A 20,593-nucleotide genomic window follows, 5' to 3' on the forward strand; every position below is an offset into this window, starting at 1 on the left:
CAACTCAGGGTAAATTCCATAAACAGACCGGGGGCCCGGTAAGTCTATCTGGCTTCGCGCAGCGCCTGGTCGCGTATCTTCAGAACGGGTTTGAGCAGATATTCAAGAACCGTACGTTCACCATTCGAGATATCGACTGTCGCAACCATCCCCGGGATGACTCGCATCTCTTGCGGAAGCTCCCCATCGGCCGTGTCTGTGCTGACGATCACCTGGTAAAAGGTTTCACCGTTCTCGTCGGTGATCGTATCGGCGCTGATCCGCTCGACCACGCCTTTCAGGGTCCCGAACTTCGTGTAGTCGTAGGCGCTGAGGCGAACCGTCGCCTGTGCACCCGGATGGATGAAGGCGACATCCTGCGGGCGGACACGGGTCTCGACAAGCAGCGTGTCATCCACCGGCACGATTTCGGCAACGTTGGCCCCGGCGGCGATGACTTCGCCGATCGTGACCACGTTCAGCGCATTGACGATGCCCCCTACGGGCGACTTCAGCATGGCGCGCCGCACCCGGTCGTCGGCTGCACGCAGGCTTTCGTGGACGACGGACATCTCAGCGTTCACCTTCGAGATGCGGGCCTGCACCTCGGCGAGGAACGCGGATGTCTCGGCCTCGATCTGCGCCTCGGCCTCGGCGACCTCTGCCTCCAGGCGAAGCTTCTGCGCCCTCCAGATCTCGAGGTTGCCGCGAAGCTCGGCCACCTCGCGCTGGATGCGCAGGAATTCGAGTTCCGGCACGGCCTTGCGCTCGAAAAGGGCCCGAGTCAGCTCCAGTTCGCGCTCGGCAAGCTTTAGCGCATCGGCCTGTTTTGCCGCCGTGGCATCGGCCTCGAGCAGGTTCTGCCGACGTTGGACGAGTTGCTGCTGGCGGATCAGAATCGCCTCCGAGAGCTTGCGGCGGTCGGCGAGGAAAATGGCCTGCTGGTCGCGATAGTAGGGCTCGGCGCCCGGCTCCATGGTTGCCGGTGGTTGGTATTCCTGCGCCCCGCCGGCCTGGGCGTTGAGCCGATACAGTTCGGCGGCGAGCGCAAGCTGCTGCTGGCGCAGTTCGCCGAGCTTGGACGCGACGCCGGTGTCATCGATACGCACGAGGTTCTGCCCTGCTTCGACGCGATCGCCTTCCGCGACGAGGATCTCTGCGACGATGCCAGGCTCCAGGCTCTGCACGACCTGCACCTGGCTGGAGGGGATAACACGGCCGACACCGGACGCCATCTGGTCGACCTGAGCAACGGATGCCCAAAGCACGAACAGGACGAACACGGTCGCGATGACGATCAGCAGCCGCCACGCGCCCGGCGTCACGGAGGATTCGATGACCGCGCGGGGATCATTGGCGAAATTGAGATCGACGTCAGCCATTGACGCCACTCCTGTCGCCTTCCCTGCCCGGAGGCTCCACAAGCTTGCGCTTGAGCAGCGACGCCAGAACCTTGTCCTTTGGCCCGTCGGCTGCGACGCGGCCATTCTCCAGCACAACGAGGCGGTCCACCAGTTCAAGCATCGAAACGCGGTGGGTGGCCAGGATCAGCGTGGTGTCCGGCTTGAGCCAGGCGCGAAAACTCTTGATGAACGCGGCCTCGGTGAGGTTGTCCATCGCGCTCGTGGGTTCGTCGAGGAAGAAGACGCGAGGATCCCCGAGGATCGCGCGGGCGATGGCCACTGCCTGACGCTGGCCGCCCGATATGGCGCGGCCGCGTTCACCCACGGGCAGTGCGTAGCCGAGCGGCTGGCTCTGGGCCAACGCCGCGATGCCCGACGCACGGGTCGCCGCCTCGAACGCCTGCTCGTCCTCTCGCCTGCCAAAGAGGATGTTTTCCCGAAGCGTCCCGGCAAAAAGCTCCGGCTCCTGCCCGACATAGGAAACCGCCCGCCGCACGTCGGCCATCCATGAGTGGCGCACGTCGGTGCCGTCTATGACAACCGCACCGCTTGCCGGCTCGTAGAGGCCGCACAGCAGCTTTCCCAGCGTGGACTTTCCAGACGCCACGCGCCCGACGACGCCGACCCGTTCGCCGGGTGCGATCTTGAGGGACAGACCGTTGAGCGCCTTGCCGGGCTGGTTGGGATAGGCGAATTCGACGTCGCGCAACTCGATCCTGCCGCGGTCGATGGGGCCTCCGCCCGCCGGTGGGATGCCATGGTCCCGATCCAGCTTCATCATCCGGTTCAACTGCTTGAGGGCGGAGAACGATGTCTGGAACCGCGCAAGCGTCGTGGCGATCCCGCCGAGCGGCGCAAGAACGCGACCGGCAAGGATGTTGGACGCAATCAGCGCGCCGATGGTGATCTCGCCGGCAGCGACGAGATAGACGCCCCAGACGATCAGGACGACGCTTACGCCCTGCTGCACGAGCAAGCTGAAATACATGGCGAGCGAGGACCAGAAGCGCAGCGACGAACTGGCGCGCACGGAACCCGCAACCGCGTCCTCCCACTTCTTCTGCATCACGCCTTCGCCGGAGACGGCCTTCACGGTCTCGATGCTGACCATCGACTCGACGAGGATCGTGTGCCGGTTGGTCTTGGTCACCTGCGCGGCATTCACCGAGCGGGAGAGCGGAATCTGGATGAGAAGCGTGACGACGAGGACGACCGGCACCGCAAACAGCGGAACGAGCGCAAGCGGGCCGACCAGAACGTAGAGCAGCCCCAGGAAGACGCCGATGAACAGGAGATCGATCGCCGAAACGATGCTGGACGAGGTGAAGAAGTCGCGCACGCCCTCGAACTCGCGGATGTGGTTGGCGAACTCGCCCGCCCGCGACGAGCGGCTCGCCATCTTTGCGTCCAGCGCCTGTTCGAAAAGGATTGACGAGACGCGCATGTCGACACGCCTGCCCGAGCTCTCGATGACGCCGGCTCTCAGCATGCGCAGCACGAAATCGGCCCCGAGCGCGATGATGACGCCGACAGCGAGTGCCCAGAGGGTCGGAACAGAATTGTTTGGGATGACGCGGTCGTAGACGTTCATCACGAAGAGCGGCACCGCCAGCCCGAGCAGGTTGATGACGAGCGCGGCGAGGATGACGTAGATCCAGGTCGGCCACAGCCGCAACACTACAGACCACAGCCAATGGCCCCTCATGCGGCGGGTTATCGCGGCTTCGGACTGCACTGCATCCTGCTGACGGCGGTCGGCGACATAGATGACGGCGTCCAGCGACTCGCGATCGATGTCTGCAAGGCGCATCTTCTTCGGAGCCGCGCCGGGAACCACGACCAAGGCCTTTCGGGCACGGTGGCGTTTCTCCAGAACGATGGCCGTGTCGCCGTTCTTGAGAAGCACGACGAACGGGCAGACGAGCCCGGACACTTCCGAGGGACGTTTGTTGACGAGGCTGGTCTCGAAACCCAACCGTTCGGCGGCGCGGGCAAAGAGGTTGAGCGTCAGCCGCCCTCCGGCAAGCGGCAATCCGTGCAGCACGGCGGCCTTCGAAAAGGGCCTGCCATGGCTGGCCGCGAGATATTCGAGAGCGTCCAGCAGCGGATCGTGCACGGCAAAGGCGCCGGCCTCCGGACCGGTGCTTTCAACGAAGGATCCGTGCCTCTGTTCCACTCGTCATCCTATCCCGTAAAACGAACATATCGGGATATCGTTATGAAAGCTGCTCATTCCTGGCTGAGCGGGGGAATCTCGAAAGGCTTTTGCGCAGGACCCCGCAGGAAGACCGGCAGCGGATTGGACGGCACGTCCGGAATGTTCTGCGCCGACACGTCAAGCGTGGACAGCAGCACGCCCATCTGCGCCAGCAACTCGTAGCTCGAAAACTTGTGCAGCGCGCTCACGTTGGAAAGCTCGAACTGGCTGGCAAACAGCGAATTCTCGGCATCCAGCAGGTCGAGGAGGCTGCGCTTGTTGGCGTTGTACTCGTCCTTGTAGGCGGCAACGACCTTCTTGTTCTGGCCGACTTCCGTGCGAACCGCATCGACCTGTGCGCGTCCGTCGACGAGGCGCGCCCAGGCGATCTCAACCTCCTCGGTGATCTGGCGCACCAAGATCATCTGTTCAGCAACCTTTTCGGAATAGCGCTCGCCAAGCTCCGCCTCGCGGTTGCGCCGCACGCCGCCGTCGAAGATCTTCCAGCGCAGCACCACCTTGGCTTGCAGCTCGTCGTTCTGGCCCGGCGTGCCGTCGAGGTTCTCGCCGCGCGTGGCGTTGCCTTCCAGATATACCTGCGGATAGAGCGTCGAGCCGAACTGCTTCTTGTCGTAGAAGGAGACCTGAGTCTCGGCGACCGCCTCCTTGACGCGCGGATTGTTCTGCACGGCACGCAGTGTCACATCATCGACCGTCTTGGGGATGCCGGTCGCATATTTCACCGGCTGCAGTTTCAGAGGCGGCACACCGACGGCGTTCTTGTACTTCGCGCTTGCCGTCTCGCGCGCGACCTTGATCTGCGCGACCAGCGCCTTCGCCGCCTCGACCCGCTCGACGGCCTGCTCCAGGTCGCCGATAGGCGACCTGCCGCCGTCATAACGCTCCTGAACGACGCGCTGGATAGTCTGGAGGCGGCGCAGGTTTTCCTGCGCAAGGCCCAGAAGTTCATTGTGGCGGACGACATCGATGTAGGCCTCGACGCTGTTCAGCCCCACGGCCTCCGAACGCACCATGACTCGAAACGATGCTGCAGAAATGCCGGCCTGCGTGCGGTAGATGTCGTAGGCGCGGTCCCAGCCGTCGAACAGCACCTGGCGGATGCTGACGGTTGCCTGCCGCCGGTCCATCCACTCGTCGTTGATATCGGGGGCGATGCCCTCCGGACGATTGATGCGTTGCTGCCCGATATCCGCCCCGACCTCGACTTCGGGCAGGAAGCGCCCCTTGGCCTGCTTGAACGTATATTCGATCGCGCGCCGATTGGCTTGCGCAGCGTCAATCTTGGGATTTGTCAGCACTGCCTGCTGAACCGCATCTCGCAGGCTCGTGGCATGTGCCGGAATCGACAAGGCGCCTGCCGCAACGGCAGCCGCCAACACTCTGATGCGCAACCCCACCATACGCACACAACCCCGAGAACAATTTCATCATATACCAATGCTTATAAAAAAGACAGCGTCGATGCTGCGCCGCCAAAAAAGGCAGCTTCCGGCAAGCCGGCTATCGAATAGGAAAGGCGAAGACTATTTACTGGCGGCCGTGTAGACGCCATCCCAGCCATCTCCCGGCGGTTCCGCCCGAAAAAATGCGATCCTGCTTTCGTAGAGTGTCAGATAACCATCGATGTTGACGTCCATCGCTGATGAGAGGCCTCGCATTTCAGCCACCGTGGCTTCCGCAATATCCCATTTCTGAGCCCGGTAGCTGCCCAGAAGCCTGCGGTTGGCCTCCTTCAAGGCCTTGAAGCGCTCGTCGGCGGCCATGTCCTCGACACCGAGAAGCGTGTGGATGCGCTCGGGCTCGGTCTTGCCTTTGACCCTAATGAGGTCGATTTCCAGCACCGCCAGCGTCTCGGCGACGGCGGTGGCGGTGTTGTCGCCGAGAATAATTGTCACGCCATAGGGTTTGGACTGACCTTCCAGGCGCGAGGCAAGGTTCACGGTATCGCCGAGCGCCGTATAATCGAAGCGCATGTCGCTGCCCATGTTGCCGACGACGCATTCGCCGGAATTGATGCCGACGCCAATCTTGATCTCGTGCAACGTCTCGCCGGGATTTTGCGCGACTTCCTCCCGCCGCTTCGCGTTCACCGCCTCGGCCTGCTTCACCATGTCGAGGCCGGCCCGGCAGGCCCGCATAGCATGGTCCGGGAGATCCACCGGCGCGTTCCAGAAAGCCATGATCGCATCGCCCATGTACTTGTCGATGGTCCCGTCACGATCGAGAATTGCCTTGGATAGCGCGGTGAGAAACTGGTTCATCAGCCGCGTCAGGCCCTGCGGATTGGACTTGAAGCTTTCCGAAATCGTTGTGAAGCCACGCACGTCGGTGAAGAGCAGTGTCAGTTCGCGCGTTTCACCGCCGAGCACGAGCTGTTCGGGATGGTCGGCAAGGCGATCGACCAGCGCCGGCGACAGATACTGGCCGAAGGCGCTTCTGATCTGACGCCTCTGCCGTTCCTCGCGCATGTAGTTGGCCGTCGCCATCAACATGAACACCGCCGCGAGCGTTCCTCCCGGGAAAGACGCATCCAGAAGCATCCGCTGCGAAAAGAACGCCCACAGCACACCGGCCGCCACTACGCCCAGAACCATCGCTGCAGCAAAGAAGGAATAGAAGGCTCCGATCTTCGGCACCAGCCAGATGATGATGAGGCCAAGCACCAGCGTGAACACCAGTTCCATGCCGATCGCATATGCCGGGCGATGCAGAAATTCCTTAGTCAGGATGTTCTCGATGATCTGCGCGTGGATTTCCACGCCAGGCATGAAATTGGCGACCGGCGTCGCGCGGAAATCCTCCAGACCCACAGCCGACGTGCCGATCACAACGAGATGCCCGGCAATACTTTCTGGCGCGGCCTCACCCGACATGACGCTGCCGGCCGATACGTAGCGGTCGCGCGAGGAGCCATTGAACCAAGGCCATACGCGGCCGGACCCGTCGGTCGGCACCATGACCCCGCCAACGACGATGCCCTCGATGCCGGCGTTTCCGGTCTTTATCGCAAAGGCTTCGCCGCCTGTGGCGATCCGCAGCATCTCGGCGGAGAGCGCAAGGCGCACGCGCTCCTCCACCATCATCACCAGCGGTATGCGGCGGAAGATGCCGTCCGGGTCCGGCTCGACCGTGAACAGGCCTCTGCCCGTCGCGGCGTCCGAGATAACCGGGAGGTTCTGAACCAGATGTGGAAATTTGAGCAGGAACGGGGTCGGATCAGCGCCAAGCGTCGCAAAGGCGACTTCGGGAATCGGTGCATCGCGGGCCGCCAGCGTCTGGTCCTCGACGCGCGCGCTGGTTTCCCCGACGATCACGCGCGACCGGCGGATGGATTCGGCAAGCACCTCTTCGTTGGAGGGCAGCTTCAGCAGGTCCGCCCTCGCCTGTTCTGGCAGCGCGGGATTGTCCTCGGCGATGCGGTCCGGCGACAGACGATCCGGCTCGGCGAAGACCACGTCGAAACCGACGACAACCGCTCCCATCGCGGTCAGCCGGTCGATCAGCCGCGCGACCTCCGAACGCGGCCACGGCCACTGCCCGACGAGTTGGAGGCTCTTTTCATCTATGTCCACGATCTTGATGGGTTGCGGAACCACCGGCCGGGGATGGATTCGCTGCAGGATGTCGAACCCCTGGTTGCGGATCGACGAAAGGACGAGCGGATCGGCTACACGCAAGCCCAGCAACACCAGCAGCAGCATAAGCCCCGCCAGCCGCGAAAGCGCGACGCCCATCGAACCCGCTGACCGGAAGAGACGCATGCCGGTGATCCCCATCCCCAGGCAATATTGATCAGGAGTGAAGCGATACCTGTCAATGCGCCATTCCACTGTTGACCGAACGGAACGGATTTTCTATTTTTCTCCAAATAGAAATCGATTTGCGTGACAATGAACCTCTCCCTTGCCGGCGCCGTATTGATCGTAACCGGTTCGACCCAGGGGGTGGGCCGGGCGGTCGCTCTCGAAGCAGCCCGCAACGGCGCGAGTTCCATTCTGGTCACAGGACGCGATGCCAAGCGCGGCGCGGAAGTCGTGGCCGAGATCGAAGCGCTCGGCGCAAAGGCGCATTTCGTCGCCGTCGATCTCGCGACCAGCGAAGCGGCTGACATGATCGCCGACACCGCACTGAAAAACTTCGGGCGGATCGACGCGCTGGTGAACGCTGCGGGCATGACGGATCGCGGGTCGATGGTGACTGCCACGCCTGAGCTTTGGGACCGCCTGCAAGCTGTCAACGCGAAGACGCCCTTCTTCCTGATGCAGCGCGCCATCGCCGATATGCGGGCGCGAAAGCAGCCGGGTGCGATCGTCAACATCCTGTCGATCAACGTGCATGGCGGCGCGACGGACCTCACCGTCTATTCCGCCAGCAAGGCCGCGCTCGCGCTGATCACTAAGAACGCGGCGCAGGCGCATCGCTTCGACCGTATCAGGATCAACGGCATCAACATGGGCTGGGCCGACACGCCGGCCGAGCGCGTCATGCATGCCGACACCCTCGGCAAGGGCCCGAACTGGCTCGCCGAGCAAGCCGCCCAGCAGCCCTTCGGCCGGCTTCTGGTGGCGGAGGACGTGGCTCGGCTGACGCACTTCCTGCTGTCGCCGGCTTCCGAACCTATGACGGGCACACTGGTCGACCAGGAGCAGGCGCCCGTCGGGCCGCGCGACGCATGAAGCGCCTAGCGGACGGCACCTTGCCCTCGCTTGCGAAAGGCGTGCGCCAGCCGAGCTACGACCGTTCGAGGACGCGCATCGGCTTCGCGCATATCGGCGTCGGCGCGTTCCACCGCGGTCATCAGGCCGAGTACACCGAGGATGCATTGGAGGCCGGAGCGGACGATCGCGCCGAGATCGGCATCAATCTCAGGCCGCCGTCCATCGAGGATCAGCTTTCCCCGCAGGATGGGCTCTACACGCGTCTTCTGGTCGGGGGCGACCGGACCGAGGCGCGGGTCATCGGCTCAATCCGGAAGGTGCTGGACGCGGCACGCGGACATGCGGAGGCAATCGCTGCGCTCAGCCATCCCGGCATCGACGTCATCACCATGACCGTCACCGAAAAGGGCTATTGCCACGTCCCGGCGACGGGCGCGCTGGACTGGCAAAGACCTGAGATCAAGGCGGATTTGCAGCAAGCCACCGGCCGGCAATCCCTGCCGGGCTTCCTGACGGAAATGCTTGCGCGGAGGATGGCGGCGAATGCACCGCTTACGCTTGTCTCCTGCGACAATATTCCAGGCAATGGAGCGATCCTGAAAGCCGTCGTTTCCGACCTCGCGGAAGCGGTCGACAGGCCGCTGGCGGCGTGGATAGCAGACAATGTCCGCTTTCCCTCGACGATGGTCGACCGGATTGTTCCGGCGACGCAGGCGGAGGACCTGAAACGGGTCGAGGAACTCACCGGAGTCGTCGACAAAAGCGTGGTGGTCGGCGAGCCGTTCCGGCAATGGGTGCTGGAGGACGATTTCAACCGGCGACGGCCGCGTTGGGATATCGCCGGCGCAGAGTTCGTGCGCGACGTCCAACCCTACGAATTCATCAAGATGCGCGTGCTGAACGCCTGCCAGACGGCGCTCTCCTATCTCGGCGCATTGTCCGGGCTGGAGACCAGTTATGACGCCGTTTGCGATCCACTGCTGAGGTCGTTCGCGGAGCACATGATCTCTGACGAATCCAGCGCCGTTCTGCCTGATGTGCCGGGCATGCAGGTAGCGCCCTACCTGAAGCTCTCGCTATCGCGGCTCTCCAACCCGGCGATCCGTCATACCAACCATCAGATCGCGACCGATGGCTCGCAAAAGATAAACCAGCGCCTCCTGCAGCCATTGCGCGACCGCATGGCTCAAGGGCTGCCGTCTCCTCTGCTGGAGACCGCCGTCGGCGGGTGGGTCACCTATCTGGCGAAGTCGCAACCTGCCTTTGGCGCCGCATGGCAGGCAAACGACCAGATCATGCCCTTCGTGGCCGATACGGCGCGCGCATCGGCGGGCGACATTGAGGCATTCGCCAAGCTCTTCGTCGGCAACCGATCGATCTTCGGCGAGACACTGGCTGGTGACGCCAGTTTCGCCAGCCGTGTTGCATCGTCGGCGCGGGCATTGATGAAAGACGGTGTGGCAAAAGCTCTCGGCAGGACAATGGCCCAGCCGGTCGCGGCGGGTTAGTATCTCCGCATCCAGGGAGGGTGGGTTGAGCGAAGAGGCCGACAGCGCACGCGACTACGGCGAGTTCGTCGCCACGCTGATGTCGCGACAGCCGGCGCTCAGCCGGCGACTCCAACAGGTCGCGCAATATCTGTTGAACAATCCCGAGGACGCCGCGATCTTCACGATCATCGAGATCGCGAAACGCGCCGGCGTCCCCCCTTCGGCGATCACACGCTTCGCCAAGGAGCTTGGCTTCGACGGCTTCGCCTCGTTGCAATCCATGTTCAAACAGCGCCTGCTTGGCCCGCGCATGTCCTACGCCGACAGGCTGAAGGCGGTGAACCGCGAACTTACGCCGGCCGCGCGGGCCACCAATCCGCGCGATCCGCATCAGGTGGCCGACACCTTCATCCAGGCGGCGTTCGATGCGCTGCTGAGGCTGCGCGAGGATGTCGCCAAGGCGGACCTCACGCCTTTCGTCGATGCCCTGCAGAAGGCGCGGGCCGTGCACATTGCGGCGGCGCGCGGTGCGTTCGGAGTCGGCGGCTACACCTATTACGGCCTGTCGCGGATCGGCAAGCGCGCCTTCCTGGTCGACAATCTGGGCGCCATGCGCGCCGAGCAACTCGCGGCGATGGACGAGGACGACGCGCTGCTTGTCATCACCTTCGACGACTACACGCCGGAGACGGTTGAACTTGCGCGCCGGGGCCATGCGGCCGGCCGAACGGTGCTTGCCATTACCGACAACGAACTCAGCCCTGTCGCCCCGCTGGCGAAACATGCACTCTACGTGAAGGAAGGCCGGCTCGGACATTTCCGCAGCCAGGTGCCGGCCATGGTGCTCTGCCAGACGCTCATTATGTGCCTGGGCTACGGCAATCCGGAGGCGGGAGCAAACCGGGCATGACGGACCGTCTGACTTCTCTCGAATATTCGGTGATATCGAAATTTTGCAAACAGCAGGGTTCGGACGTCCTAGACGCGGATAACTTCACGGTTAACTGGCGTGACCGGAACCCCGTAGGATTCATGACCGAAGTATCATGCGTGAAGCCGCTGAGCTACAGCAGGAGAGCGTATGAGGACATTCCCAACGCAATAAGCTTGGATGGAACGCAAATCGGATTCGTTCTCTTCTTTAAGCAGGGATTGTTGGACGCAATTGAGGGCTTCAGCTACGGCGAAGCTTGGCCCCAGCCCGATTGGCCGGTAAAATTCATAGAGGGGCCCGTCAACGCCGACTAGTTCGCCGTCCCAGGCAAGACTACCTGTCCTCGATAATTCTGAGATAGGCGGCCGTCACCAGCAGAATGATCGCGCCAAACAGGATGCGGCGCGCGCCTTCCGGCATCTGCAGGATGGTGAGAAGGGTCGTCAGCACGGTGAGGATCAGCGCTCCGACGATGGTGCCCGTATAGCTGCCTCTGCCCCCGAAGATAGAGGTTCCGCCGATAACCGCTGCGGCGACGGAAGGCAGCACCAGAGGCTCTGCCAGCGACAGCGACGGCGCGCGGATCAGGCCCATGTAGAGCAGGCCCATGATGCCGGCGAGAATGCTGGAAAACATGTAGAGCGCCAGGATGACCTGCCAGTATTTGACGCCCGCCAGACGCGTCGCGCGCTCGTTGTCGCCGATTGCGTAGAGCAGCCGGCCGAAGCCGGTGCGCTTCTGGATGAAAATGAGCAGCGCCGCGATCGGAATGAACAGAAGCAGCGCGTTCGGAAAGCCGCCGGTGACGCCGGTGCCAAGCCAGATCAGGAAATCCGGTACCTTCGCGCCCGAGGCGATGACGGTGCGCTGGTAGACCTGAAGGCAGCCCACGCCGATCAGGCTCGTGCCGAGCGTCATGATGAGCGGATGGACACGGAACACGCCGACGCCGATGCCGTTGGCAAAGCCGATGATCATCGCGGGTATGAGCGCGATCATCATGGCGACTGGTGCCGGATTGTCGACCGCCTGCGTGGCGACAATGAAGGCCGCCATGGTCGCGGCCGTCCCGACCGAAAGGTCGATACCACCTGTCAGCATCGTCATGGTCTGGCAGCCAGCCAGCAACGCCAGCGGAATGGCAAACTTCACCGTGTTGGCGATCCAGCGCTGGTTGACGATGCCGGGGCTCAGCATCTGTAGAACCAGCACGAGCAGGATCAGGAGGATCAGGAGCGGCACGAGCGGATAGTCGCTCATGAAGCGCTTGATGCGCCGGCCGAGCGGCGCCTGTTCGGGGAGTGCTGTGCTTATGCTCATCTGGAGCGACTCCGCATGGCGATGAATGCGCCAAACATGACCACTGCGACAAGGATGGTGCCTTCCACGATGGCCGTGACGTTCGGATCGATGGCGAGCAGCGTGAGGATGGTGCGCGCCAGCCGCAGCACGAACACGGCGATGATCGGCCCGAGCAGGCCGCCCTTGCCGCCGCCGAGCACGACGCCGCCCAGCACAACGGCCGCGACGCTCGCCATCAGGTATGGTCCGGGAATGGGCGCGCCGATCCCGGTGCTCATGGTGAGCGACAGGCCGCCCATCGCTCCGAACAGGCCGCCGAAGGCATAGGCGAGGATTTTCGTGCGCGCGACCGGTACGCCGGAACGGAAGGCAGCGAGCTGGTTCGAACCGATCGCATAGATCGAGAGCCCGAGGCGCGAGCGCTTGAGCGGTATCCAGACGACACAGAGCAGCACGACAAGCAGCAGTAGCGCCTTCGGGAAGAAGGCCGCGATGGTATCAGGCAGGACAGGGATCGGCACGGTGCCGACAATCAGGTTGCGCAGCCATTCTGCCGAGCCGCCGCCCGGCGCATTAAGTACCAGAAGCGCTGCCCCCTGCAGCATGAAAAGCGTTGCCAGTGTCACCACGATATCGGGAACGCGACTGACGACGATCAGGATGCCGTTCAGCGCGCCGAGCGCAAAACCCATCAGCAGGACGAAGGGCACGACCAGCAGCGCGAATTCCTCGCTCGCACCCGCCATCAGTGCCGCGGCGGTGACGCTCGTCAGCGCCATCATGGCGGCGACGGACAGGTCAATGCCGCCGGCGATCACCACCACCGTCTGTGCCGCGACTGCAAAGGCATAGGGCAGCACCGCGCGCACCAGAGAGCCGAAATCGCCCGCGCCGTAGCTGGGCTGGATCAGCTTCGCGACGATGAGCAGGACAACCAGAAGGGCAAGCAGCCCGACCACCCAGCCCTGTTGGCGAAGAAGGCGCATCATGGACGGGCCTCCGGTGCCGAATGCGGCTCGGCAAGCACGCCGACCTCCGCCTTGCTGTCGCGCGAGAGGCCGTAGGCGGCGCGGGTCAGCGCCGCTTCGTCTGCGATCTCGACCGGGAGTATATCCACGACCTTGCCGCCGAAGATGACGATCGCGCGGTCGCAGACGAGTTGCACTTCCTCGAGTTCAGAGGTGTAGAACAGGACAGACTTTCCCTGATCGGCAAGCTGCCGAAGCAGCCTGTAGATTTCCTGCTTGGTGCCGACATCGATGCCGCGAGTCGGATCGAAGCACAGCAGCGTGCGCGCATCCGCGGCGATCCACCGCGCTATCGTCACCTTCTGCTGGTTGCCGCCGGAAAGCCGCTGCACCTCACGCTGCGCGCGCGTGTCGATCTGCAACCGCTCGATGGCGCTCTGCACCGTCGCGCCCTCGCGCGCCATGCGGATCGGACCCCAGTTGCGGAACGCGGCCGAGAACGGCAGCGCTATGTTCTCGCGCACCGACTGCTGCATCGCGAGAGCTTCCGTGCGGTCGCCGGGCACATAGGCGATGCCGTGCTCGATTGCGTCCACGGGATGATGGAAATGGACGGGCTTGCCGTCGACCTCGATAGTCCCGCCCTCCGGGCGGATCGACCCGGCGAGCGCGGCGAAGAGTTCGTCCTGCCCCTGGCCCTCCAGCGCTACGACTCCGGCAACCTCGCCGTCCCTGAGGTCGAAGGACACGTCGTGCAGCTTGGTGCCGACCTTCAGGCCGCGCACGGCGATCCGCGTACTTCCGGCGCTTACCGAGGCATCCACATCGGCCTGCTTGCGGGCGACGCGCTTCTTCTCGACCTTCGCACCAAGCATCAACTCGACGATACGCTCCTCGATGCCGGGTTCGATATCGACCACGCCAACGGTCTCGCCATCGCGCAGGATGGTGGCGCGGTCGCAGAGCGCCGAGATTTCCACGAAACGATGCGAGATGAAGATCACCGAGCGGCCCGTCTGGCTCTGGCGCTTGACCACGTCCAGCACGCGTTCCGCCAGATTGGCGGGCAGCGCTGCCGTCATTTCGTCAAGCAGCATGACATCCGGTTCAACGGCAAGCGCGCGCGCGAGGTCGAGCACGCGCTGGATCGCCAGTGGTACGTCGCGCGCCATCTCCCGCAGATCGAGATCGGGAACGCCAAGTTCCCTGACCCATTCACGAAACGGTTCGACCGGGGTCCGCGTCAGGCGCAGGTTGGACAACACATCGAGATCGGGGATCAGCGACGGCTCCTGATAGACGGGCACCAGTCCCGCTACCCTTGCCTTGGCAGGCGAGCGGATGTCGCGCTCCTGGCCGCGTACCAGAATGCGCCCGGCATTGGACGAAATCGCGCCGGTGAGAATCTTGACCAGCGTCGACTTTCCCGCGCCGTTCGCGCCCATCAGCGCGTGTACCTCGCCGGGCAGCACTGTCAGCGATGCGTTTTTCAGCGCCGAGACAGCGCCATAACGCTTTGCCACGCCAGTAGCTTCGAGAAGCGGTTGCTTGGTCAAATCTGACCTATCCCCAATTACGTGACGGGGACGGCAGGCGGTTGCCCGTCGTCCCCGCTCTTCAGTTCAGGTCTGGCGATTACTCGCCGGGGCCCTTGCAGGCGACGATCTGTTCCTTGGTATAAGTCGTCCAGTCCGGGATGGAGATGGAGACCGGCCATTCGGGCGAAAGCGACGGGTCGGCAGCCGCCTTCAGCTTTTCCTTGCCCGCGTCGGTCACGTTCTCCCAGAGTTCCGGCTGCACCAGAACGGTCTGCTGGGCTGGCTTTTGGCCGTCGAGGATCTGGATGGCCAGCGTAACGCCAGCGCCGCCGATCGAGCCCGGGTTGGTGACCGCAGCGCCCTTCAACCCTTCGACCGAGTTGAGCTGGCCGACGAAGCCGGCGTTATCGGCGCCGACGACCGGCACCAGCGTCGCCTGGCTCTCGACCAGCGCGTCGACGATCACGTTGTCGATGCCCGAGGTCCAGATGCCGTCGAACGGAACGCCCGTGGCGATGTAGTCGAGGATCTGCTGCTTGCCCTGGTCCTGCTGCCAGCCGGTGAACACTTCCTGCGCCACCTTCACGTCCGGGAACTCGGCCAGAGCGCGCTTGAAGCCTTTGTCACGATCGCTGTCGGCGGAGGCGCCAGCTGCGCCACGCATGTAAACCACGCTGCCCTTGCCGCCGATCGTCTCGAACAGCCACTTCGCGCCGAGATAGGCGTATTCTTCCTGGTTGTTCGAGATGATGTAGGCCGTAGGCTCCGTCACCGTCTGGTCGACAGCAACGACGGTGATGCCGGCCGCGGTAGCTTCAGCGAGCGCCGCCTGGATACCGGCCGGATCGGCGGGGTTGACGACAATGGCATCGACCTTGGCGCTGATCAGGTTGCGCAGGTCTTCAAGCTGGCCGGCTGCGTCGGTGTTGCGGTGGGCGATGTTGAGCGCCTTCACCTTGCCGGAAGCGAGCGCCTGTGCCTTGATTGCGCAGATCATTTCCTCGCGCCAGCCGTTGCCCTGCACGGTGTTGGACACACCGATCGTATATTCCTGCGCGGCAGCCGCGCCGGCGAGCATGGTAGCGCCAAGCGCCGCAAGCCCGATCGTCTTCAAAATCTTCATTGTCTTCTCCCTGTAGCGATGCTCTTGCGCCTGGTCCTCGATACGAGCCGTCAGGCGCCCCCCGGTCGTGCGTGAAAATGTTCTACAGTTGCGTTGCAATCGGTGTCCAGACACCTCCCGCTTCGTGGCTGTCGACTGAAGCCTCGATAAACCGCATGCCTATAAGACCGTCCCTAACGGAAGGCACGAGCCCCAGCAGCGACGGATCGGCCGCCACTCCACTCCGCCGCGCCGAAATCAGCCCGATCGCGTCGCGATAGAGGTTGCCGAAGCCTTCGACATAGCCTTCCGGATGCTCGGCCGGCATGCGCGAAACGCGAGCTGCCTCGCCACCAACCTCGGCACCGCCCCTGGTCAAAATCACGTGAGGTTTGCCGAATTCGCAGAAACGCAGGTACTCCGGCTCGTGGCCGTGCCACTCCAGCCCAGCCTTGTCACCGTAAACCTTGATCGACAGGCGGTTGTAGTTGCCGGGCGAAACCTGGCTGGCGACCAGCACCCCTCGCGCGCCTGACGCGTAGCGCATCAGCACATGGGCATTGTCGTCCAGCCTACGGCCGGGGACGAAGGTTGTGAGGTCGGCCGCGACTTCGGACGGCACCATGCCCGAAACAAACTGCGCGAGACTGAAGGCGTGCACGCCGATATCGGCAAGGCAGGCCGAGCGCCCTGCCCGCCCAGGGTCGGTGCGCCATTCGGCCTGCTTCTGGCCGTCAGCATCGATCGGCAGCGTCAGCCAGTCCTGGATGTATTCGGCCCGCACGATGCGTATGGCGCCAAGCGCCCCCGATGCCACCAGTTCGCGCGCGTGGCGGACCATCGCATAGCCGGTGTTGTTCAACGTGACGGCGAAGACGAGGCCCGACTTTTTCGCGATTTCTGCGAGGTCCTCAGCTTCCTTCAAAGTCGCGGACAGCGGCTTGTCGCAGATGACGTCGATGCCGGCCTGGAGAAACGCGCGGGCCACGGGCGCATGCACATGATTGGGCGTGACGATAACGACTGCCTCTATGCCGTCGGGACGCTTCGCCTCGACCTCGGCCATTGTACGATAGTCGGCATAGGCGCGATCCTCGGCGATGCCGATATCGAGGGCTGAAAGCCTCGCATTTTCGGAGTCGGAAGACAGCGCGCCCGCCACCAACTCGGCGCGGTCATCGAGCCTCAGAGCCATGCGGTGGACAGCCCCGATGAAGGCATTGCGGCCGCCGCCAACCATGCCGATGCGCAGACGTCTCGGACCGATCCCGTCACCGGTAGCGTAGACCATGCCAAACCTTCATGTTTCGGGAGACGTGCGACAGCGAGGCGTTATCCGCGAAAGTCCTCCCGACCTTCAACTCTCGAAATACCGCACGAAAATTTCCAATAGTCAAGAAATGAAACTTTAGTTCCAAAATCGCTGAGCTCTGTTTGTCGGCGGCCGCGCGACCGGCTAGAAATCCGTCGCACACGGACGTCGAATCGCAAGCGGGAGAGCGCCGGGCAATGGGCCAGATCGATCTTGAAGCAGAGGGCATAAGGGTCAGGATCGACCTGTTGTACGGAATGATCCCCGAACTTGTCGTCAACCGGGACGGTCGCACAATATCGATGCTTCACAAGGCACCGTGGCTGAACGAAAAGATGCCGGCGGATGCAGCGCCGCATCTCGGAGGCCTTGCCGGCGACTTCTTCTGCGCGCCCTTCGGCGACGCCTCGGCCGACAACGCTCCGGGTCATGGCTGGCCGGCTAACACGACATGGACGCATCTTGGCACCGAGCGGAAAGGCGGCGAGACGCTCGCCCGTTTCCGGCTCGACCGCAAGGCGATGGGCGCGGACCTCGTCAAGGAACTGCGGTTGGTTGATGGACACCCCTTCCTGTACCAACGCCACATCTTCACCGGCGGGCAGGCCGATCGCATGGCAGTCGCCAACCACGCGATGGTGTCGCTGCCCAATGGCGGCCGCCTGAGCTTCTCACCGAAGCGTTGGTGGGAAACGCCGGCAGTGCCGCTGGAAACCGACCCTGCGCGTGGCCGATCGCTGCTTGCCTCACCCGCCAAGGCAAACGACCCCACGCACTTCCCGCTCGCGGCCGGCGGCGAGGTTGACCTGACGCAGTACCCGTTTGCGTCCCGTCACGAGGACTTCGTTATTGGTGTGGAGGCTGATGGCAGCCCTCTCGGCTGGACCACGGTGGCGCGCGAAAAGGAAGGCGACCTGTTCGTCAGCCTGCGCAACCCGGCACGTCTGTCGATGACACAACTTTGGTTCTCCAATGGAGGTCGCGACTACGCACCATGGAATGGTCGGCACACAGGCTGTCTCGGCGTCGAAGAAGGGCTGAACCGCAAGATGCTCGGCGTGTCGATGAACCAGACGCCCAACCCGCTCGACGTTGCAGGTGTTCCGACGGGGCTTTCGCTGACGCCCGACGGCATGGTGGACGTGCGCCATGTCATCGGCTCGGTGCCGTGGAGCGGCGGTGGGGTGATTGCGAGCGTGAAGGCGGTCGATGGCGGGATCGAGGCGAAGGATGCGGACGGGAAGTCGCAGATGGTGCCGTGTGATTTGGCATTCCTGGAGGTGTAGGGTGACACAACCGGCCTCTGTGCCACCCCGTCACCTGCCTGCCGGCATCCTTTCCCCGTGAACGGGAAGAGGACCAGCGCTCCACCGTCGGCGCGATCTAAAGACCCGGCACCTTCCGCACCGTTCCCGGCTTGACCGCCAGTCCCGTATGCGCCGACTGGATCGCGGCGAAGCAGAGCGCCAGGCTGTCCAGATTTCCGCGCGCGCCGTTGAGCGGCTCGCGATTTTCCTCGACCGCGACGAGCAACTCGCCCATCGTCCCCGCGAAACCGTCGTTGAACCACGCGCCTTCGAGTTTCGGCCGGGCCACGCCGTCATCGGTCGTCAGCGTCACCGACTGGTCGCCTAGGTTGGGACCTGTGCTGGCGAGGCTGCCCTTGGTGCCGCCGACGAAGGTGGTGTCGAGCGGGCCATGCTTGATCGAGGCATCGAAGACAAGCGAGGCCTGCCCGCCTTCGAAGGACACCATAGCCTGCGCAAGCAGAGGCGGCCTGGCCTGCTGGCCGGATGCGCGATTGCGCGTAGCATAGACGCTCGTTCCCCGCGCACCGATGAGGCTCGACAGGAAGTCGAACCAGTGCACCGCGAAGTCGAAGAAAATCAGGTCGTCGATCTTCTCGAACGGCGTGCCGACGATCCAGCTATGATCCCAATGGACGGCCGTGTGCGACGCGACCACATCACCGATCAGCCCCGCACGCACCGCTTCGCGGATATAGGCAAAGTGCGGCGCCCAGCGGCCATTCTGGTTGACGGCCAGCTTGACGCCGTGCCTGTCAGCCAGATCGACAAGCCGCTCGCCGGTGTCGAGATCAATGACGAACGGTTTTTGCGACAGCACGTGCTTGCCGGCCTTTAGCGCCGCCTCGACGAGCGGTACGCGTTCGGCTGGATGCGGCGTGATATCGAACACGTCGATGTCGTCGCGCTTCAGGAGACTGTCGAAATCGTCGGTGGCGATGGCGTCCGGGTAGAATTCGTCGCGCCGCGTTTCGGCGCGCGCCTTTGTACGCGACATGATCGCTGCAACGTCCAGCCCCGCACGGCGATAGGCGTCGAGATGGGCAAACGAGATGCCCCCTGCCCCGACCAGCGCGATCTTCGGCCGGTAGCTCTTGGGCATCGGCGGCTTGTAGGGCAGGTCAGGCGCGGCGATCTCGGGCAGCGCCTTGCCGACCAGCGCGTAGTCGCTTTCGGAGGGAAGAGCGTCCTTGCTCATGGCAGCAGCCTCACGGTGCGCTTCTCGCGGGCCGAAAGCACCGCGCTGTCGGTGATCTGTTGGCCGATGCGCGACAGCTTCGGGTCGAGCGGACCGGATATCTTTTCACCGGAAGCGATCAGGTGAAGCATGTATTCGACCGGCGCGCGACGCGGGGCAGCGAGCGTGTCGGCCGGCACGGTGAACTGCTCGCGATTGGCGCGCGTCTGGACGGTGACGTGGTCGTCATAGTCATAGGAGGCGATCGTGCCCGCCGTGCCGACAATGACGAAACCGCATTTCGGCTGGGGCTGCGTCGTCCACGGGTCCGTGAAAGTGCCCCACCGCGTCTCGAACTTGGAAAGGCCCTTCGCATAACGGCAGACGGTGATCGAATGCTCGTCCACCTCAAGCCCCTGCGGCTCGTCCATGATGCAGGTGACTTCGATCGGCTTCTCGCCATTCATGAACCAGCTTCCGAGCGTCACGCCGTAGCCGACATAGTCGAGCAGGCTGCCGCCACCGGACGCCTTTTTGTAGAACCAGGAATGCGGCTTGCCGGCCTGCACTTCCTCGTCGCTGACCTCCACCTTGTCGGCAAGATGATAGAGCGGGCCGCGATTGCCGTCGTAGAAATGCACCTCGATGACATCGCCGATCGTGCCCTCGTCGATCAGCCTTTTGGTGGTGTTGTGCGAACGATACCAGGCGAGCGGCCAATTAACGGCGAGCAGTTTACCCGTCTTCTGCACGGCAGCGATCATGCGATCGGCATCCGCGATGGACGCGGCAAAGGGCTTTTCCATGAGGATGTTCACGCCAGCCGGCGCAACCCGTTCAACCCAGACGGCATGCTCGGCCGTCGCCGGACAGAGAATGACGAGGTCAGGCTTCGTTTCGGCCAGGCACCTTTCCGGGTCGGTGTAGACCCGATTCGCCGCGATGCCGAAATTGTCGATCGCGCCCTGCATCCGTTTGGGGTCCGCATCGCAGATGCCGACGATCTCCGCATCGGGATGGTTGAAAGCTTCCCTGAGCAGGTCGCCCATGTGGAAGTGGTCAAAATTGATGCCCGCCACCTTCCATTTTGCCATTCGTCTTCCTCCCAAAAGGCTTTTCGGATGGAGTGTTCAAACCATGACTGGCGAAAAACGGCAATGCGGCGGACTATATACAAAGCACATTCAGCACGCCCCAAATGCTGG

16 protein-coding genes are annotated in these 20,593 nt (G+C 63.5%); 5 read left to right on the forward strand and 11 right to left on the reverse strand.

The window, feature by feature from the left end; genetic code table 11:
* Window positions 1-44: 44 nt before the first annotated feature.
* The 4 genes from ABMA32_RS12040 to ABMA32_RS12055 form a co-directional block, all read right to left on the reverse strand.
* Window positions 45-1,361 carry an HlyD family type I secretion periplasmic adaptor subunit gene (locus ABMA32_RS12040; RefSeq protein WP_349013999.1) on the reverse strand — a complete coding sequence of 439 codons (1,317 nt, stop codon included), beginning with the start codon at window positions 1,359-1,361 and terminating at the stop codon, window positions 45-47.
* Complete coding sequence (locus tag ABMA32_RS12045; RefSeq protein ID WP_349014000.1) at window positions 1,354-3,558, reverse strand: type I secretion system permease/ATPase; 2,205 nt, start codon at window positions 3,556-3,558, stop codon at window positions 1,354-1,356. The genes ABMA32_RS12040 and ABMA32_RS12045 overlap by 8 nt, the downstream gene beginning before the upstream one ends.
* A gap of 53 nt (window positions 3,559-3,611) precedes the next feature.
* Window positions 3,612-4,949, reverse strand: a complete 1,338-nt coding sequence (locus ABMA32_RS12050) for a TolC family protein (RefSeq protein WP_349014001.1) — start codon at window positions 4,947-4,949, stop codon at window positions 3,612-3,614.
* A gap of 174 nt (window positions 4,950-5,123) precedes the next feature.
* Window positions 5,124-7,361, reverse strand: a complete 2,238-nt coding sequence (locus ABMA32_RS12055; RefSeq protein WP_349014002.1) for a CHASE2 domain-containing protein — start codon at window positions 7,359-7,361, stop codon at window positions 5,124-5,126.
* Between the two features lie 129 nt (window positions 7,362-7,490).
* Here ABMA32_RS12055 and ABMA32_RS12060 point away from each other — a divergent pair, with 129 nt between their 5' ends.
* Genes ABMA32_RS12060 through ABMA32_RS12075 form a run of 4 tightly spaced genes read left to right on the forward strand, consistent with a single transcriptional unit; the run spans window position 7,491 to window position 10,996 of the window.
* A complete protein-coding gene (locus ABMA32_RS12060; protein WP_349014003.1) occupies window positions 7,491-8,276 on the forward strand; it encodes an SDR family oxidoreductase in 786 nt (261 codons plus the stop codon).
* Window positions 8,273-9,766 (forward strand): mannitol dehydrogenase family protein, encoded by a 1,494-nt coding sequence (locus tag ABMA32_RS12065; protein ID WP_349014004.1) that lies wholly within the window; start codon window positions 8,273-8,275, stop codon window positions 9,764-9,766. Before ABMA32_RS12060 ends, ABMA32_RS12065 begins: the two co-directional genes overlap by 4 nt.
* A gap of 25 nt (window positions 9,767-9,791) precedes the next feature.
* The gene (locus ABMA32_RS12070; protein WP_349014005.1) at window positions 9,792-10,658 is read left to right on the forward strand and encodes a MurR/RpiR family transcriptional regulator; all 867 of its coding nucleotides are present in this window, start codon (window positions 9,792-9,794) and stop codon (window positions 10,656-10,658) included.
* Window positions 10,655-10,996 carry a hypothetical protein gene (locus ABMA32_RS12075; RefSeq protein ID WP_349014006.1) on the forward strand — a complete coding sequence of 114 codons (342 nt, stop codon included), beginning with the start codon at window positions 10,655-10,657 and terminating at the stop codon, window positions 10,994-10,996. The genes ABMA32_RS12070 and ABMA32_RS12075 overlap by 4 nt, the downstream gene beginning before the upstream one ends.
* A 19-nt stretch (window positions 10,997-11,015) precedes the next feature.
* On the opposite strand, the gene ABMA32_RS12080 is transcribed toward ABMA32_RS12075, so the two are convergent.
* The 5 genes from ABMA32_RS12080 to ABMA32_RS12100 form a co-directional block, all read right to left on the reverse strand.
* Complete coding sequence (locus ABMA32_RS12080; protein ID WP_349014007.1) at window positions 11,016-12,002, reverse strand: ABC transporter permease; 987 nt, start codon at window positions 12,000-12,002, stop codon at window positions 11,016-11,018.
* A complete protein-coding gene (locus ABMA32_RS12085; protein ID WP_349014008.1) occupies window positions 11,999-12,973 on the reverse strand; it encodes an ABC transporter permease in 975 nt (324 codons plus the stop codon). Before ABMA32_RS12085 ends, ABMA32_RS12080 begins: the two co-directional genes overlap by 4 nt.
* Window positions 12,970-14,508, reverse strand: coding sequence for a sugar ABC transporter ATP-binding protein (locus ABMA32_RS12090; RefSeq protein WP_349014009.1), 1,539 nt, complete (start codon window positions 14,506-14,508; stop codon window positions 12,970-12,972). The genes ABMA32_RS12085 and ABMA32_RS12090 overlap by 4 nt, the downstream gene beginning before the upstream one ends.
* A 79-nt stretch (window positions 14,509-14,587) precedes the next feature.
* Window positions 14,588-15,613, reverse strand: coding sequence for an ABC transporter substrate-binding protein (locus ABMA32_RS12095; RefSeq protein ID WP_349014010.1), 1,026 nt, complete (start codon window positions 15,611-15,613; stop codon window positions 14,588-14,590).
* 82 nt (window positions 15,614-15,695) lie between these two features.
* Window positions 15,696-16,883: a Gfo/Idh/MocA family protein gene (locus ABMA32_RS12100; RefSeq protein WP_349014011.1), complete on the reverse strand. Its 1,188-nt coding sequence runs from the start codon at window positions 16,881-16,883 to the stop codon at window positions 15,696-15,698.
* Between the two features lie 218 nt (window positions 16,884-17,101).
* Here ABMA32_RS12100 and ABMA32_RS12105 point away from each other — a divergent pair, with 218 nt between their 5' ends.
* Complete coding sequence (locus ABMA32_RS12105) at window positions 17,102-18,190, forward strand: hypothetical protein (protein WP_349014012.1); 1,089 nt, start codon at window positions 17,102-17,104, stop codon at window positions 18,188-18,190.
* Window positions 18,191-18,287: 97 nt separating this feature from the next.
* On the opposite strand, the gene ABMA32_RS12110 is transcribed toward ABMA32_RS12105, so the two are convergent.
* On the reverse strand, window positions 18,288-19,409 hold the full coding sequence (locus tag ABMA32_RS12110; protein ID WP_349014013.1) for a Gfo/Idh/MocA family protein: 1,122 nt from the start codon (window positions 19,407-19,409) through the stop codon (window positions 18,288-18,290).
* A complete protein-coding gene (locus ABMA32_RS12115) occupies window positions 19,406-20,482 on the reverse strand; it encodes a Gfo/Idh/MocA family protein (RefSeq protein WP_349014014.1) in 1,077 nt (358 codons plus the stop codon). Before ABMA32_RS12115 ends, ABMA32_RS12110 begins: the two co-directional genes overlap by 4 nt.
* Window positions 20,483-20,593 lie beyond the last annotated feature (111 nt).

The sequence above is a fragment of the Mesorhizobium quangtriensis genome (assembly GCF_040081925.1).
In the GTDB taxonomy this organism is placed as follows: Bacteria; Pseudomonadota; Alphaproteobacteria; order Rhizobiales; family Rhizobiaceae; genus Mesorhizobium_K; species Mesorhizobium_K quangtriensis.